This window comes from Bradyrhizobium barranii subsp. barranii (genome assembly GCF_017565645.3).
Classification (GTDB): Bacteria; Pseudomonadota; Alphaproteobacteria; order Rhizobiales; family Xanthobacteraceae; genus Bradyrhizobium; species Bradyrhizobium barranii.
Genome location: NZ_CP086136.1, coordinates 9840681 through 9855048, shown reverse-complemented (window position 1 = coordinate 9855048; position 14368 = coordinate 9840681). Strand labels below are relative to the sequence as shown.

Below are 14368 nucleotides of genomic sequence, written 5' to 3'. Positions count from 1 at the left end.
ATTCATTAAGGGCAGCCTGTAGTTGCAATGGATGGCGGTGACCCGGCGTGAGATGATCTCTCGCGGTAACCCACACCAAAACTCTCACATGACCAGAAGATCAATCCTGCTGCTCCTCGTCGTCGCCCTGCTGGCCGGAAACCTGGCATATGCGAGCCTCTCCGGGCCGAGCGCGTTTGCGCGCGATTTCGATCAGAACATCGCGCGTTATCCGCTGGCCGCATCGATCGCCCACAGCGATCCGAGTCTCAGGCAGATATTCCTTCGAGAGACTGAGGCGGCGTTCAATGAAGGCGGATGGCCCGCCGCCAGTGGTGTGCTCAACTTGATCCTGGCCACCGAGATGGAAGCCTATGCCGACGACGAGCACATCAATGCCGTGGACCGGGCGAAACTGGCGGCGCTTCTGAAGCTCGCGAGCGACCCATTGGCATGCAAATCCTACCTTTTGGCTGGTTCCCAGCCCGGTGAGTTTGCGGACGCAGCGCAAGAGTTTGCGGATCTTGGGTCGGCACATCGGGCGGCGATCGAAAACGGCTTCGAACGCAAGATGAAGGGTGTAGCCCGGGCAGAACCGAGCGATGCGGAGCTCGCGGCGATCGAAACGCAATTGCGTCTGGGGCCATTCGCGGAGCTCACCCGGCAGGAGCTTGGCGCCCAGTCGAGATACCTCGGCGGCAACGCTGCTCTGATGTGCAGCGCGGCGACCAAGAAGCAGCTCAATCTGCTTTCAATGGACAGTGCCGACTCGGCCTCCGCCTCGCGCATGCGGAGAGCCAGGAATTACAACATCGATGTCGCCGAGGTTCGCGCGAAGCTCTGCCGCGAGCCCGGCAACGGCTTGTCCTGCTCTTAGGCCGGCGCGGCGCCGGGCCGAGGGCCGCGTCACGGCTTGGCGCTTTCGGCGAAATGCTTGCGAAAGAACGCGACGACATCTGCGTAAGGCGTCGGTGGAAATCGACGCGATCGAAATCCGGCGCATCGGTGCAGACGGCGGGCGCCTCCCGGGCGTCCTTTGGGGTGCAGGTCGCGAGGAAGGAGAAATGCCGGGCATTGTCCACGAAATGGTAGTCCGGCTTGATCGGAAGCCTTTGATTGATCGCTGCCGCACAGCATCCGGATAGACCATCGGCATTCTGCGCGGGGTCAGAACTCCACAATTGAACCGGCACTGTTATTGCTTTCAGATTCTCCTCCGGGAAGACGAACACCGGATAGGGATCGATGATGACCGCGGCCTTGACGCGCTTGTCATGGGTCGTCGGCTGATCAGGAAGCTCGCCGCTTTCGAGTTGTTTGCACGCCTTCAGGCTGGACGTCTCGCAATTCGGCAATCCCTTGCGCAGATCGGGATTGCCGCCGATGACGACGAGGCCGGTGTAGCCGCCAAACGAAAACCCGTAGAACCCGATGCGCTGAGGATCGATGCGGGATGCGTCCGGCCACCCGTCCAGCATATAGTCGATCAGCCGGCTCATATCCGTGGGGCGCTCGACGAGAACCGAAAGACTGTCGGTGCGGCTGGTGTCACGCATGGTGTCGCCGGGATGATTGAGCGCCGCAACGACGAACCCGGCATCGGCCAAAGCCGCGGCCGTGTCATGGTGACCGCCGAACCATCCTCGGCGGCCGTGCGACATCACGATGAGTGGAAGCTTTTCTCCGGTGACCGGACATGCGGGCACGGCGAAGAAGGTGGCGCCACGCGCATCCATCTCGCGAGGTGGCTCTGCACACGGAGTCCAGACCAGCAATCGGATTGCCGGTCCCGCCGGACCGGCAGGAATGTCGAAGTTTCTGACCCCGGCGGCTTGAGCCGTTGTTATCCCAAGGACGAGCAGGGCAGCGAAGACGAACGCAGGAAGTTGCATCATTGCTCCTATCGCGCCTGGGCGGTGACGCGCTTGCTCATGCGCCGGCACGACGGTCGGTCCGGCTGGAGATCGGGAGCGCGTGCGGTTCCCATGTGAGGGCGTTCACCCCTCCAGCTTCCTCAGCAACAACTTCAGCGCCGTGGCAGCAAACATCTGCATGTTCGCAAACCGGTCGTTGTTGCCCGTCTCCAGCGTGATCACCTCCGCCGCGGGTCCCGAAACCGCCATGCAGCTGTGGCCGGCGGCATCGCCGTAGCGGTTGCCGGTGGGGCCGGCGGCGCCGGTTTCGGACAGGCCCCAGTCGCAGCCGAAACGGCTGCGCATCTGTTCGGCCAGCAGCTTTGCATAAGGCTCCGACGAGGAGCGAAAGCCCTTCATTCCTTCGTCCGAAATATCCATCAGCACACGCCTGGCATCGCGGGTGTAGACCACGGCGCCGCCGAGGAAATAGGCGGAGGCGCCGGGCACCGCGAGCAGGCTGGCCGAGATCAGGCCGCCGGTCGAGGATTCAGCCACTGCAATGGTCTGTTTGCGCGCGATTAGTCGGGCCGCAACCTGTTCCGCAATGCCGACGAGCTCTTTCATTCCTTTAACCTCTCAGTCCTCGCAACGGAGCTGTGCCTTCCTAGCATATGACAGCGGCCTTGGCCGAGTTGCGGGCGACGGGCAGGCCTGCTTGAATGGTGGGCAAGACAAAACGTGACGAGGAAACGTGAAGGAGACGTGATGGCGTCCCTGATTGCCGGCGGGGTGGATTGCGACGTGCATCCGGCCGTGCCGCATCTGACCAGCCTGCTGCCGTACCTGAATGACTATTGGCGCGATCAGGTGACGACGCGCGGCATGGTCGACCTTGTCTCGCAATCCTATCCGCAGAACTCGCCGATCGTTGCGCGTCCCGATTGGCGGCCGGAAACCGGCAAGCCCGGCGCAAGCCTGGAGGACATGCAGCGCCATCTGCTCGACCCCTTCCAGCTTAAGCACGCCATCTGCAATCCACTCTACGGCGTGCAGATGGTGTTTTCGGAAGATTTGCAGGCCGCCTTCTGCCGCGCGTTGAACGAGTGGCTGGTGAAGGAATGGCTCGATCGCGATTCACGGCTGCGTGGTTCGATCGTGATCCCCACGCAAAATGTCGAGAAAGCCGTCGCCGAGATCGAGCGCTGCGCACAGGACCGCCGCTTCGTGCAGGTGCTGATGCTGGTCATGGGCGACACGCCGCTCGGCAAGCGCGCGCTGTGGCCGATCTACGAGGCGGCGGAACGGCTCCAGCTGCCCGTCGGGATTCACGCCGGTTCCGCCTATCACAATCCGCCGACTGCCGTGGGCTGGGGTTCCTATCACATCGAGGATTATGTCGGTCAGGCCCAAGCGTTCCAGACTCAGCTCACCAGTCTGATCGTCGAGGGCGTGTTCGCCAAATATCCGCGGCTGAAAATGGTGATGCTCGAATCCGGCGTCTCCTGGATCTCCCCTTTTCTCTGGCGCCTGCACAAGTTCTGGCGCGGGGGGCGAATGGAGACGCCATGGGTCGATCGCGCGCCGCTCGACATTGTGCGCAGCAACATCCGGTTCTCTTTACAGCCATTTGATGCGCCGCCGGAACCTGAGACATTAATTCGCCTGTTTGATCATATGCAGTCCGACGAATTGGTTCTATTCTCGACGGACTATCCGCACTGGCAATTCGACGGCCAGGACGCGCTGCCCGAGGGCCTCACCCCCGATCTCGTGCGCAAAATCATGATCGAAAATCCGCATGCGACCTATCCCCGCCTGACTTAGCCCGCTGCCAAAGGAGGCAAGGCGATGAATGTCCAATTCCGCGAGAGCACCGAATCCGCTTCCCCACTGACTGTCAAAACCGCAATCGCGGACTGCGACATCCATCCGGCACGCGCCACCCGCACCGAGCTCTATCCTTATCTGGCGAAACGCTGGCAGCATCATCTCGAAGTCTACGGCGTCCATGCCTATCAGGGCATGATGGAAGGCCCGCCCTATCCGAAGGCCCAGCCCAACGCATCGCGCCGCGATGCCTATCCGCCGGAAGGCGGACCGCAGGGCTCTTCGTTGCCCTTCATGCAGAAGCAGCTGCTCGATCCCAACAACGTGGAACTCGGGGTGCTCAATCCGCTCAACACCGGGCAGGGCATCCGCAATCACGAGCTCTCGGCGGCGCTGTGCTCGGCGATCAACGACTGGCAGATCGACAAATGGACCAGCAAGGACAAGCGTCTGAAGGCGTCCATTGTCGTCGGCAATGAGGACGGCCTGTCGGCCGCCGCCGAAATCCGCGAGCGCGCCGGCGACAAGAATTTCGTGCAGGTGCTGCTGCTCAGCCGCAATGTCGAGCCGCTCGGTCAACGCCGTTACTGGCCGATCTATCAGGCCGCGGAAGAGGCGGGGCTTCCCGTCGGCGTGCACGCTTTCGGCTTCGGCGGCAATCCGATCACGCCGTCCGGCTGGCCTTCCTATTACATCGAGGAGATGGTGGGCCACTCGCAGTGCCAGCAATCGGCGCTGGCGAGCCTTGTCTTGGAAGGTGTGTTCGAGCGCTTTCCGAAGCTGAAGATGGTGATGATCGAGGCCGGCTTCGGCTGGGCCCCGTCGCTCGCCTGGCGGCTCGACAAGGTCTGGCACCGGCTGCGCAGCGAAGTGCCGCATGTGAAGCGGCCGCCGTCGGAATATATCCGCGAGCAGGTGTGGTGGACCACGCAGCCGATGGAGGACCCGGAGCGGCGCGAGGACCTGTTCGACGTCATCAAATGGATCGGCTGGGACCGACTGCTGTTCGCGACCGACTATCCGCATTGGGACTATGACGAGCCGTCGCGCGTGCTGCCGGCGGGCGTCAGCGACGCCAACCGCGAAGCGTTCTATCTCGGCAATGCGCGCAAGCTCTATGGGATTGCCGCATGATCCGGAAAAGTGTGAAGCGGTTTTACGATCAGATCGTGCGGAAGACATAAGCATGGCGCGGCACGTGATTGCGGCGGTGGATGAGCTTCCGCCGGGCACGCGAAAATTTCTGGAGATCGACGGACGGCCGATTGCGGTCTTCAACATCAAGGGCGAGTATTTCGGCCTGATGAACCGCTGCCCGCATCAGGGCGCGGCGCTGTGCGAGGGCCCGCTGATTGGGCTCGCGCAATCAAAGGATCCCGGCGAGATCGAATACACCAAGCTCGGCGAGATCATCCGCTGCCCCTGGCACGGTTGGGAGTTCGACATCCGCACCGGCCAGTCCTATTGCGACCCCCGTCGCTTCCGCGTGAAGGCCTATCCGGCGCATGTCGAGCCGGGTGCGAGCGTGGTGAAGGGCCCGTATGTCGCCGAGACCATCCCGGTGAAGGTCGAGAGCGATTACGTGGTGGTGGAGCTTTAGGTTACTGTCATTCCGGGGCGATGCGAAGCATCGAGCCCGGAATCCATCGTGCCGCAAGAATGTTGGGAGAAATGGATTCCGGGTTCGCCTCTTCGAGGCGCCCCGGAATGACCATCAGTGGCTCACCGCCGGCGCCGCTTCACCGGTCGCATCGTACGTCGTCACCGCTTGGCGGCCACCGCGATAGACGATCGATGCGGCAATGATGCCAAGCGCAGCGGCGAACATCAGCCAGAAGCCGGGTGAGGCTTTGTTGCCGGTGTAGTCGATCAGCAAGGTCGAGGCGAATGGCGTGAACGTGCCGAACAGCGCAGCGGCGAGCGCGAAGGCCAGCGAGAAGCAGGTGGTGCGGACATGCGCCGGCACGATCTCGACGAGAGCACCGAGCATGGTGCCGCTGTACATGCCGAAATAGAACGAGAACAACATCTCGACCGCGAGCAGTTTGCCGAAAGTCGGCGCGGCGACCAGCCAGGACAGTGCCGGGTAGGCGGTGACGAGCGCCAGGCCGGCGATGGCGAGCAGTACCGGCTTGCGGCCGATGCGATCGGACAGCGCGCCGCCGACGGGATTCCAGAAGAAGTTGGTCACGGCGACGAGCAGCGTCACGAGCAGTGCGTCCTGCGTCGAGAGCTTCAGCACCGTCTTGCCGAAGGTCGGCGTGTACACGGTGACGAAGTAGAATGTCGTCGTGGTCAGGACCGCGATCATCATGCCGAGGATGACGATGCGCCAGTTGGCGAGCGCGGAGGCGAACACCTCGTTTGCCGTCGGGTGCTTCTTCATGGCGAGGAAGGCCGGCGTTTCCTCGAGCGTCCGCCGCAGCATGAAGATCAGGGGAATGATGAGGCAACCGACGAAGAAGGGAATGCGCCAGCCCCAGGCGGTCACGACGTCCGCCGGCATCACCTCGGACAGGATGAAGCCGAGGATCGAGGCCACGAAGATCGCGACCTGCTGGCTCGACGACTGGAACGAGGTGTAGAAGCCGCGATTGCCGGGCGTGGAGATTTCCGCGAGATAGACCGAGACGCCGCCGAGCTCGACGCCGGCGGAGAAGCCCTGCAGCAGGCGGCCGATCAGCACGATGACGGGCGCCGCGATGCCGATGGTCGCATAGCTCGGGCAGAACGCGATCACGACGGTGCCGATGGCCATGATGCCGAGCGTGACGATCAGGCCCTGGCGGCGGCCGATGCGGTCGATGTAGGCGCCGAGCACGATCGCGCCGACGGGGCGCATCAAGGCGCCGAGCCAGAACACGCCGAAAGTGTTGAGCAGCGACGCCGTCTCGTTGGTGGAGGGGAAGAACGCCTTGCCGATCGCGGCGGCATAGAAGCCGAACAGGAAGAAATCGAACTGCTCGAGAAAATTGCCGGAGGTGGCGCGGAGGATCGCGCCGATGCGCGACTTGATCTCGGGCGGATTGGTTGCTGGTCCAGCCATGACGTTTCTCCCCTGGAAGGCGCGGCCGGACCGGAACTCATTTCACGGCAAGGCATCAGATTGTCGGCTGCGACAATCTGTCCTACCCCTCTCGCGCGGGGGGCGGCGAGTCAATCGATTTCACCGGGGAAGCTGATGATTTTTCACGCTTTATTCTGCGTTGCAGCGATCATCCACTCGCGGAACGCGGCGAGCTTCGGCGCCTCGCGCCGGCCCTCCGGCGCGACCAGGTAGAAGCCGGCATCGGCCGGCAGCGCGATCTTGAAGGGCACCACGAGCCGGCCCTTGGCGATGTCGTCCTGAACGTAGGAGGTTCGCCCCATTGCCACGCCGATGCCGTCGATTGCGGCCTGGATGGTCATGAAGATCATGTCGAAGGTGATGCCGGGCTGCCTGGCGATGTCGCCCGGAAGGCCGGCCGCCGTCAGCCACAGCCGCCAGTCATCGCTGTTGGCATTGGAGGTGTGCAGCAGCGGATAGCCTTTGAGATCCTCAGGCTGGCGCAGCGGCTTGTCGCCGCGCAGCAGCGACGGACTGCACACCGGAAACAGCTCGTCCGCCATCAGCCAGTCGGCGCGCAGGCCCGGCCATTGACCGCGGCCATAGCGAATCGCGGCATCGACATTGTCGCGCTGGAAATCGACGAGGCTGGTCGAGGTGGTGATGCGGACGTCGATGCCGGGGTGCTGCTCCTGGAAATCGGTCAGCCGCGGCAGCAGCCATTTCGCGGCGAGCGATGCCAGCGTCGAGACGGTCAGCACCTTGTCGTCGTCCTTGCGCAGCAGCCGGTCGGTCGCAAGGCGGAGGTCGTTGAAGGCGGCGCGGACGCCCGGCAAATAGTCGCGCGCTTCCGGCGTCAGCGCCAGCGCGCGGTTCTGCCGGACGAACAGGCGGATGCCGAGCTCCTCCTCGAGCCGCCGGATCTGATGGCTGATCGCGGTCTGGGTCACGTTCAGCTCGGACGCGGCCAGCGTGAAGCTGAGATGGCGCGCGGCGGCCTCAAAGGCCCGCAATCCGTTCAGGGAGGGCAATCTGGCAGTCATCTGGCAGCAGGATGCATGACGTTATTTCATGCGAAGGGGTACAAATTGTCGTTTGTCGCAGCGCGGTAGCAAGCAGATATTAGCGGTCAAGTTAGCTCAAGGAGCTGAAAATGTCTACTTTGACCCACAATTCGATGACAAATCATCATGCACCCGGCCTGATCCAGCAGATCGGCGAGACGCTTCACGTCTGGCACGAGCGCTACCGGACCCGCCGCGAACTGACCCACTGGACGGCCCGCGATCTCCACGACGTCGGCCTGTCCTGGACCGACATCGCCTACGAGGCTGACAAACCCTTCTGGCGGGCCTGATTGGCCGCCAGGCCGGCGCCGCCTGATCACAGGGGCGCCGGCGGTCCCTCTTTCCGCAGGGCTCGTGTCATGAGCACTCTTGGCCTGGAAGATCTGAAGCAATATTTGGACGTGCTGCGCACCCGGCAGGGTGAGGCGATCAACGTTCGCTTCGTCGAGCCGCGCGACACCGAGGAGCTTCAGCACTATTTCCGCTCGCTCTCGACCCGCTCCCGCTACAACCGCTTCTTCGGAGCGATCAGCGAATTGCCGAAGGGCCTGCTGAGCGAATTCCTCGATGTCGGAGCGCGCGAGCGCTTTACCGTTGTGGCGACCAAGATGGTCGACGGCTTCGAGACCATCGTCGCCGAGGCGCGCTACGCCTTCCATGCCGAAACCTCGACACTCGAGTTCGGCCTATCGGTCGACGACCGCTGGCAGGGCCACGGCATCGCCACCGCGCTGATGAAGAATCTCGAATGCCGCGCGGCAGCTCTTGGTGCCGAGCACATGTTCGGCGACACGCTGCGCTCCAACGAGACCATGATCTCGCTCGCCCGCAAATCCGGCTTCGCTTTCGTCAATCATCCCGACGACTGGAAGCTGGTGCTCTTCGACAAGGAGATCGCCGTCGCACCGAAAGACATTCCCTGCGCGAGCTGGCGCCTCGCCGCCCTTTCCCGTCAGGCCGACAGCCCCTCAGCCTCGGCCTGACACCACTGCGAGCCCGGCCTGGTCATCCAGAGCCGGGCCTTTTTTTGCCTTCGCTCAAGCGCCGTCATTGGTGAAGTCGGTCGAGGTCGCGACCGATCGCCATCCCGCCAGCTCCCGCGCAACGAAAGCGTTCTTCGCCTCGATCCGCTCCACGGTGTCGCTGCCGAGCGGCAGGCGCAGCGGCGGGTTCTTGGCATCGACCAGCGTCAGGAAGGCCTGCGCCAGCTTGCGCGGATCGCCGCGCTGGCCGTGGTTGAATTCGGCGGCGTGAGCGCGGGTCTTGCCGACACTCTCGTGATAGTCGTCGATCACCTGCGCGGTGCGCGACAGCGAGGTGTCGTCGAGGAAGTCGGTGCGGAAGAAGCCCGGCTCGACCACGGTGACCTTGATGCCGAGCGGCGCGACTTCGCCGGCCAGCGCTTCGCTGATTCCCTCGACCGCGAACTTGGTCGCGCCATAGACGCCCCAGCCGGGATAACCGGTGTAGCCGCCGACCGACGAGATGTTGATGACGTGGCCGGAACGCTGGCGGCGCATATGCGGCAGCACCGCGCGGGTGACGCCGAGCAGGCCGAACACATTCGTGCCGAACAGCTTTTGCGTCTCCGCGCCGCTGGCCTCCTCGATCGCGCCGAGCAGGCCGTAGCCGGCATTGTTGACCAGGATATCGATGCGGCCGAACTTCTTCACGGCCTGACCTGCGGCCTCATGCGCCTCGGTCTCACTTGTGACGTCGAGCCGGGTGGCCAGCAGGCGCTCGTGCGTGCCGAGGCGCGCGGTGACAGTGGACGGATCGCGCGCGGTCGCGACTACGGCATCGCCGGCCTTCAAGGCGGCTTCGGCGATCAAAGCGCCAAATCCGCGGGATGCTCCTGTGATGAACCAGACACGCATAACGTTGCCCTTTCCATTTTGGCCCGGCGATGTGCCGAAGCCGATGGGCAAGGTGTAGCGGCTCGCCATAGCTGAGGTAATCCGGTATATGCTTTGCAAGCTACTGAGAAAAATTCATCAATGCGGATCGACCCGTCCGACCTCGCGACCTTCCTCGCCATCGCCCGCCACCGCAGTTTTCGCGCGGCGGCGACCGAGCTCGGCGTCACGCCATCGGCGCTGTCCCACGCTTTGCGCAATGTCGAAGAGCGGCTCGGCCTGCGCCTCGTCAACCGCACCACCCGCAGCGTCGCGCTCACCGAGGCCGGCGAGCGGCTGTTTGTCCGCATCACGCCGGCCTTCCGCGACATCGACGACGCGCTCGAGGACCTCAACAATTTCCGCGGCAAGCCCGCCGGCACGCTGCGCTTCACCGCCGCGCGCCAGTCCGCGCAGCTGGTGCTGTTGCCGATCGTGACGCGCTTCTTGAAATCGTTCCCCGATGTCAGCGTCGAGATCGTCATCAACGACGCCCTGATCGACATGGTCGCGGCCGGCTTCGATGCCGGCGTCCGCTTCGGCGAGACCATTGCCGCCGACATGATCGCGGTGCCGATCGGCCCGCGGCACCGATTTGCCGTGGTCGGCACGCCCACGTTCTTCAAATCGCACAAGCCGCCCACCACGCCGCGCGACCTGAAAGGCCTGCCCTGCATCCGCTATCGCTTCACCTCAGGCGCGCTCTATCATTGGGAATTCGAGCGCGGCGGCGTCGAGCTCGCGATCGACGTCGCGGGACCGCTGACGATGAACGACCAGGATCTGATGGTCGATGCCGCGCTGGATGGTGCTGGCCTCGCCTATGTGTTCGAAGCCCAGGTGGAAGCGCTGCTCGCCAGGCGCAAGCTGGTGCGCGTGCTCGCCGACTGGTGCCCGGCTTACCCCGGCTTCTTCCTGTACTATCCAAGCCGCCGCCAATTGCCCGCAGCGCTGCGCGCGTTCGTGGATTTTGCGAGGGCGCCCGCCGCGGCCCCTACTTCCCCGTGAACACCGCTTTCCGCTTCTCGATGAAGGCCAGCACGGCTTCCTTGTGATCAGCGGTCGTGGTCAGGCGGATCAGCCGTCCAGCTTCGTGGTCGCGGGCGGTCTCGAAATCGAACAGCAGGGCCTCGTCGAGACTGTCCTTCATGTAGCGCAGCGCCTGACGCGGGCCTTCGGCGAGCGACTTGGCCAGTGCAAAGGCTTCAGCCTGCAATTCTTCGTCGGGTACGACGCAGTTGACGAGGCCGATGGCCTCTGCACGCGCGGCGTCGACGCGATCGCCGGTGAACAGCAGCTCGCGGGCCCGCGCGGTGCCGACCAGCCGGGTGAGCAGCCAGGCGATGCCGTAGTCGCCGGAGAGCGCGATGCGGGCGTAGCCGGTGGCGACGAGGGCCGATTGCGCGGCGATGCGGATGTCGCAGGCCATGGCGATGGCGAGCCCGGCGCCGACCGCGGGACCGGGCAGGGCGGTGATGGTCGGCTTGCGCACCGACACCAGCGCGCCGGTGAGCAGCCGCTGCCGTTCCTGGAGATCGGCGACCTTGTCGTCAAAGGACATGTCGAGCTTGGCTTGGTCGCGATGCGCGCCCATGCCCTTGACGTTGCCGCCGGCACAGAAGGCCGCGCCCGCGCCGGTGATCAGAAGCGCGCCGACTTCGGGGCTCTCGCCGCAGGTGCGGATCATCGTCCGCAGCGCCGGAGTCAAGGTGTCCGACAGCGCGTTGCGCGCCTCCGGCCGGTTCAGCGTGATCACCGCGACGCGGTCGCGGATGACGCAGAGGAGTTCGTTGGTGCCGGTATCGACAGTGGTTTCCGTGGTCATTGTTTCTCCCTGCTTTCGTGGGGTGGGCCAGAGCGACTTGTCCGCCGTAGCTCGTAGAGCGAAGGCGGAAGCGTGCCCACCATTTGTTGTTTCGTCGTGATAGTGGGCACAGCGCTGCGCGCCTTTGCCCACCCTACGGCAGCGCGTCTAAAACTTCTCCACCCACGGCCGCAGCTCCAGCTCCCAGCTCCAGGCGCTGCGCGGTTGCTGCAACACGTTCCAGTAGCTCTGTGCGATCGCGTCGGGATCGAGCATCGAATCCGGCTTGTCGGCGGGCTCCGCGCGCGCCGCGCTGCGGATGCCGCCGTCGATCACGAAATGCGCGATGTGGATGCCCTGCGGCGAGAGCTCGCGCGCCAGGCTCTGCGCCAGCCCTCGCAGCGCGAACTTGCCCATCGCGAATGAGGCCGACTGAGCATAGCCCTTGACGCTGGCGGACGCGCCGGTGAACAGGATCGCGCCGTGCTTGTTCGGCAGCATGCGCTTGGCCGCCTGCTGCGCCACCAGGAAGCCGCCATAGGCGCTGATCGCGATCGCCTGCGCGACATCGGCCGGGACGAGATCGATGAACGGCCCGCGCGTGCGGCCGCTGGCGTTGTAGACGACGAGGTCGGGCGTGCCGAGCTCGCGTTCGACCAGGCCGAACAGCCGCTCGACCTCCTCAGGCTCGGTGGCGTTGCAGGCATAGGCCTTGGCGCCGGTCTCGCGACAGAGCGCGCCTAATTTCTCGATCTTGCGCGCGGCCAGCGCGACGCGGATGCCTTGCGCAGACAGCAGCCGAGCAAGCGAGGCGCTCAGGCCTTCGCCGGCGCCGACGATGAGGGCGATCTTGTATTTCGGATGTTCCATAGCGTGATCTCTCGGAGACGGGAAGCCGCTGATCTATGCATCCGCCGTGCGGACGACCAGCCAGGTCGATCATAATTCCGCAGAGCGAATTGCTCCTTCACGGCGATCATGCCTCCCTGACAATTTGCGGCTTTATCCGCCTTTGCGACTGGAGCATGATCGACATCATCCCAAGCGGCAAGCGATAAGAATTGCCGTCGGGCGGGAACGAAGAGGACGATCATGCACAAGCCGGTCACAGGTGAGCCAAAAAGTGTCGCGGCCGCACCATCCGGTCTGCTGGCGCCCGATACATCAGGCATGAATTTCTATCGCGCCGATCCGGCGCTGACGGATCTGTTGCGTATCCATCTGCCGGACCCGCTGTTCCGCCACATCGAGCCGCATCTCGATCGCCTCGGCGAACTCGCCGGTGGCCATCTCGACGATTGCGCGCGGCTCGCCGACCGGCACACGCCGGTGCTGCACCAGCGCGACAAGTTCGGCCGCGACGTGCAGTGGATCGAATATCACCCGGCCTATCGCGAACTGGAGAACGCCGCGTTCGGCGAGTTCGGCATCCATGCGCTCTCGATCCGCAAGGGCATCATGGGCTGGCCGGACAAATATCCCGTCGTGGCCAAGCACGCCTTCACCTTCCTGTTCAACCAGACCGAATTCGGCATGGGCTGCCCGATCAACGTCACCGACGGCTGCGCCAAGCTCCTGGCGAATTTCGGCAGCGAGGCGCTGAAGGCGAAATATCTCGCCGGCCTGACCCAGACCGACATGAGCAAGCTGACCCAGGGCGGCCAGTTCATGACCGAGAAGGAGGGTGGCTCCGATGTCGGTACGCTGACCACGCGCGCCGTGCAGGAGGGCGACCATTGGCGCCTCCATGGCGAGAAATGGTTCTGCTCGAATGCAGATGCCAAGGTCGTGATGCTGCTGGCGCGTCCTGAAGGCGCCGGCCCCGGCACGCGCGGCGTCGGCCTGTTCCTGATGCCGCGCTTCCTCGACGACGGTTCGCAGAACCACTACCGGATCGTGCGCCTCAAGGACAAGCTCGGCACCCGCTCGATGGCCTCGGGCGAGATCAAGCTCGAAGGCGCGATCGCCTATGCGGTCGGCAAGCTCGACCGCGGCTTCGTGCAGATGGCCGAGATGGTCAATTCGTCGCGGCTCTCCAACGGCGTCAAGTCCACCGCTCTGATGCGCCGCGCCTATCATGATGCGATGACGGTTGCCAAGAACCGCGTGGTGTTCGGCAAGCGCATCATCGATCTGCCGCTCGGGCGCCGGCAGATGTTGAAGATCATGCTGCCGGTCGAGCAGGCGCTGTCGATGAGTTTTCTGACCGCCGACGCGCTCGACCGCGCCGAGGCTGGCAGTCAGGATGCTGCGGCGCTGCTGCGCATCCTCACGCCGACGCTGAAATTCCGTGCGACGCGCGATGCGCGCAAGGTTTGCGGCGACGCGCTCGAGATGCGCGGCGGCATTGGTTATATCGAGGAATTCGCCACGCCCCGCCTGCTGCGCGATGCGCATCTCGGCTCGGTCTGGGAGGGCACCGGCAACATCGTCGCGATCGATGCGCTCCGGCGCGCGGTCGGCCGCCACGGTGCTGAATCCGCGCTATCAGCCGATCTGCATGCGCGGCTCGATGATAGCGCGTCGGTCCCGCAGGCCTGGCGCGACAATTTGCGCGGTCTCGTCGATCGCGCCGTCGGCTTCGCGCGCGAGGTCGCTGGCAATTCCGAGAACGAGGCCGATGCGCGCCGCGCGACCAGCCTGCTCTATCACGTCGCAAGCGCAGTCGCGCTCGCCTGGGAAGCGCATCGCATCAACGAAATGCGCGGCGATGCGCGCCGGCTCCTGCTGTCGCGGCTGGTGATCGACCATCGCGTTGCGCCGAGCGATCCGTTCCGGCTGACGGAAAATGCCGCGCAAGCGAAGATCGCAGCGCTGCTGCTCGGCGATCGCGACGCCGGCATGAGCGAGGTTGGCGAACTGGTTCTGGCAGCGTAGGCTGCACTCCACGCTCA

General features: G+C 64.4%; 15 protein-coding genes. 9 read left to right on the top strand and 6 right to left on the bottom strand.

Annotated features, from left to right (window positions below; genetic code table 11):
* Window positions 1-88 precede the first annotated feature (88 nt).
* Window positions 89-856, top strand: a complete 768-nt coding sequence (locus tag J4G43_RS47960; RefSeq protein WP_208089040.1) for a hypothetical protein — start codon at window positions 89-91, stop codon at window positions 854-856.
* A gap of 397 nt (window positions 857-1253) precedes the next feature.
* Entirely contained in the window at window positions 1254-1970 is a 717-nt protein-coding gene (locus J4G43_RS47955) for a hypothetical protein (protein WP_208089039.1), read from the top strand.
* A 6-nt stretch (window positions 1971-1976) separates the two neighbouring features.
* Here the strand turns inward: J4G43_RS47955 and J4G43_RS47950 are convergent, their stop codons facing one another.
* Window positions 1977-2459 (bottom strand): CinA family protein, encoded by a 483-nt coding sequence (locus J4G43_RS47950; RefSeq protein ID WP_063980829.1) that lies wholly within the window; start codon window positions 2457-2459, stop codon window positions 1977-1979.
* 141 nt (window positions 2460-2600) lie between these two features.
* On the opposite strand from J4G43_RS47950, the gene J4G43_RS47945 reads away from it, so the two are divergent.
* From J4G43_RS47945 to J4G43_RS47935, 3 genes are read left to right on the top strand one after another with little or no spacing between them, the layout of a single operon-like run.
* The gene (locus tag J4G43_RS47945; protein ID WP_208089038.1) at window positions 2601-3659 is read left to right on the top strand and encodes an amidohydrolase family protein; all 1059 of its coding nucleotides are present in this window, start codon (window positions 2601-2603) and stop codon (window positions 3657-3659) included.
* Between the two features lie 24 nt (window positions 3660-3683).
* On the top strand, window positions 3684-4796 hold the full coding sequence (locus J4G43_RS47940) for an amidohydrolase family protein (RefSeq protein WP_208089037.1): 1113 nt from the start codon (window positions 3684-3686) through the stop codon (window positions 4794-4796).
* Between the two features lie 52 nt (window positions 4797-4848).
* Window positions 4849-5262, top strand: a complete 414-nt coding sequence (locus J4G43_RS47935) for a Rieske (2Fe-2S) protein (RefSeq protein WP_028149261.1) — start codon at window positions 4849-4851, stop codon at window positions 5260-5262.
* A 114-nt stretch (window positions 5263-5376) separates the two neighbouring features.
* On the opposite strand, the gene tcuC is transcribed toward J4G43_RS47935, so the two are convergent.
* Window positions 5377-6708 (bottom strand): MFS transporter, encoded by a 1332-nt coding sequence (gene tcuC, locus J4G43_RS47930; RefSeq protein ID WP_063980833.1) that lies wholly within the window; start codon window positions 6706-6708, stop codon window positions 5377-5379.
* Between the two features lie 143 nt (window positions 6709-6851).
* Window positions 6852-7751, bottom strand: coding sequence for a transcriptional regulator GcvA (locus J4G43_RS47925; protein WP_063980834.1), 900 nt, complete (start codon window positions 7749-7751; stop codon window positions 6852-6854).
* Between the two features lie 110 nt (window positions 7752-7861).
* Between J4G43_RS47925 and J4G43_RS47920 the strand changes: the two genes are divergently transcribed.
* Both J4G43_RS47920 and J4G43_RS47915 read left to right on the top strand, forming a co-directional pair.
* Window positions 7862-8065 (top strand): DUF1127 domain-containing protein, encoded by a 204-nt coding sequence (locus tag J4G43_RS47920; RefSeq protein ID WP_063980835.1) that lies wholly within the window; start codon window positions 7862-7864, stop codon window positions 8063-8065.
* Window positions 8066-8134: 69 nt separating this feature from the next.
* Complete coding sequence (locus tag J4G43_RS47915; RefSeq protein ID WP_208089036.1) at window positions 8135-8758, top strand: GNAT family N-acetyltransferase; 624 nt, start codon at window positions 8135-8137, stop codon at window positions 8756-8758.
* A 54-nt stretch (window positions 8759-8812) separates the two neighbouring features.
* On the opposite strand, the gene J4G43_RS47910 is transcribed toward J4G43_RS47915, so the two are convergent.
* The gene (locus J4G43_RS47910) at window positions 8813-9652 is read right to left on the bottom strand and encodes an oxidoreductase (RefSeq protein WP_208089589.1); all 840 of its coding nucleotides are present in this window, start codon (window positions 9650-9652) and stop codon (window positions 8813-8815) included.
* 120 nt (window positions 9653-9772) lie between these two features.
* On the opposite strand from J4G43_RS47910, the gene J4G43_RS47905 reads away from it, so the two are divergent.
* Window positions 9773-10678, top strand: a complete 906-nt coding sequence (locus J4G43_RS47905) for a LysR family transcriptional regulator (RefSeq protein WP_208089035.1) — start codon at window positions 9773-9775, stop codon at window positions 10676-10678.
* On the opposite strand, the gene J4G43_RS47900 is transcribed toward J4G43_RS47905, so the two are convergent.
* A complete protein-coding gene (locus J4G43_RS47900) occupies window positions 10665-11495 on the bottom strand; it encodes an enoyl-CoA hydratase (RefSeq protein ID WP_208089034.1) in 831 nt (276 codons plus the stop codon). The two genes, J4G43_RS47905 and J4G43_RS47900, sit on opposite strands and share 14 nt — an antisense overlap.
* Before the next feature lie 147 nt (window positions 11496-11642).
* A complete protein-coding gene (locus J4G43_RS47895; RefSeq protein ID WP_208089033.1) occupies window positions 11643-12344 on the bottom strand; it encodes an SDR family NAD(P)-dependent oxidoreductase in 702 nt (233 codons plus the stop codon).
* Window positions 12345-12566: 222 nt separating this feature from the next.
* Here J4G43_RS47895 and J4G43_RS47890 point away from each other — a divergent pair, with 222 nt between their 5' ends.
* Window positions 12567-14351, top strand: coding sequence for an acyl-CoA dehydrogenase family protein (locus J4G43_RS47890; RefSeq protein ID WP_208089032.1), 1785 nt, complete (start codon window positions 12567-12569; stop codon window positions 14349-14351).
* Window positions 14352-14368 lie beyond the last annotated feature (17 nt).

Coding starts and splice junctions, on each gene's coding strand:
- J4G43_RS47955 (WP_208089039.1), top strand. CDS start 1,254: ATGGGTCGTCGGCTGATCAGGAAGCTCGCCGCTTTCGAGTTGTTTGCA.
- J4G43_RS47925 (WP_063980834.1), bottom strand. CDS start 7,751: ATGACTGCCAGATTGCCCTCCCTGAACGGATTGCGGGCCTTTGAGGCC.
- J4G43_RS47895 (WP_208089033.1), bottom strand. CDS start 12,344: ATGGAACATCCGAAATACAAGATCGCCCTCATCGTCGGCGCCGGCGAA.
- J4G43_RS47900 (WP_208089034.1), bottom strand. CDS start 11,495: ATGACCACGGAAACCACTGTCGATACCGGCACCAACGAACTCCTCTGC.
- J4G43_RS47920 (WP_063980835.1), top strand. CDS start 7,862: ATGTCTACTTTGACCCACAATTCGATGACAAATCATCATGCACCCGGC.
- J4G43_RS47910 (WP_208089589.1), bottom strand. CDS start 9,652: ATGCGTGTCTGGTTCATCACAGGAGCATCCCGCGGATTTGGCGCTTTG.
- J4G43_RS47905 (WP_208089035.1), top strand. CDS start 9,773: ATGCGGATCGACCCGTCCGACCTCGCGACCTTCCTCGCCATCGCCCGC.
- J4G43_RS47940 (WP_208089037.1), top strand. CDS start 3,684: ATGAATGTCCAATTCCGCGAGAGCACCGAATCCGCTTCCCCACTGACT.
- J4G43_RS47960 (WP_208089040.1), top strand. CDS start 89: ATGACCAGAAGATCAATCCTGCTGCTCCTCGTCGTCGCCCTGCTGGCC.
- tcuC (WP_063980833.1), bottom strand. CDS start 6,708: ATGGCTGGACCAGCAACCAATCCGCCCGAGATCAAGTCGCGCATCGGC.
- J4G43_RS47950 (WP_063980829.1), bottom strand. CDS start 2,459: ATGAAAGAGCTCGTCGGCATTGCGGAACAGGTTGCGGCCCGACTAATC.
- J4G43_RS47945 (WP_208089038.1), top strand. CDS start 2,601: ATGGCGTCCCTGATTGCCGGCGGGGTGGATTGCGACGTGCATCCGGCC.
- J4G43_RS47890 (WP_208089032.1), top strand. CDS start 12,567: ATGCACAAGCCGGTCACAGGTGAGCCAAAAAGTGTCGCGGCCGCACCA.
- J4G43_RS47915 (WP_208089036.1), top strand. CDS start 8,135: ATGAGCACTCTTGGCCTGGAAGATCTGAAGCAATATTTGGACGTGCTG.
- J4G43_RS47935 (WP_028149261.1), top strand. CDS start 4,849: ATGGCGCGGCACGTGATTGCGGCGGTGGATGAGCTTCCGCCGGGCACG.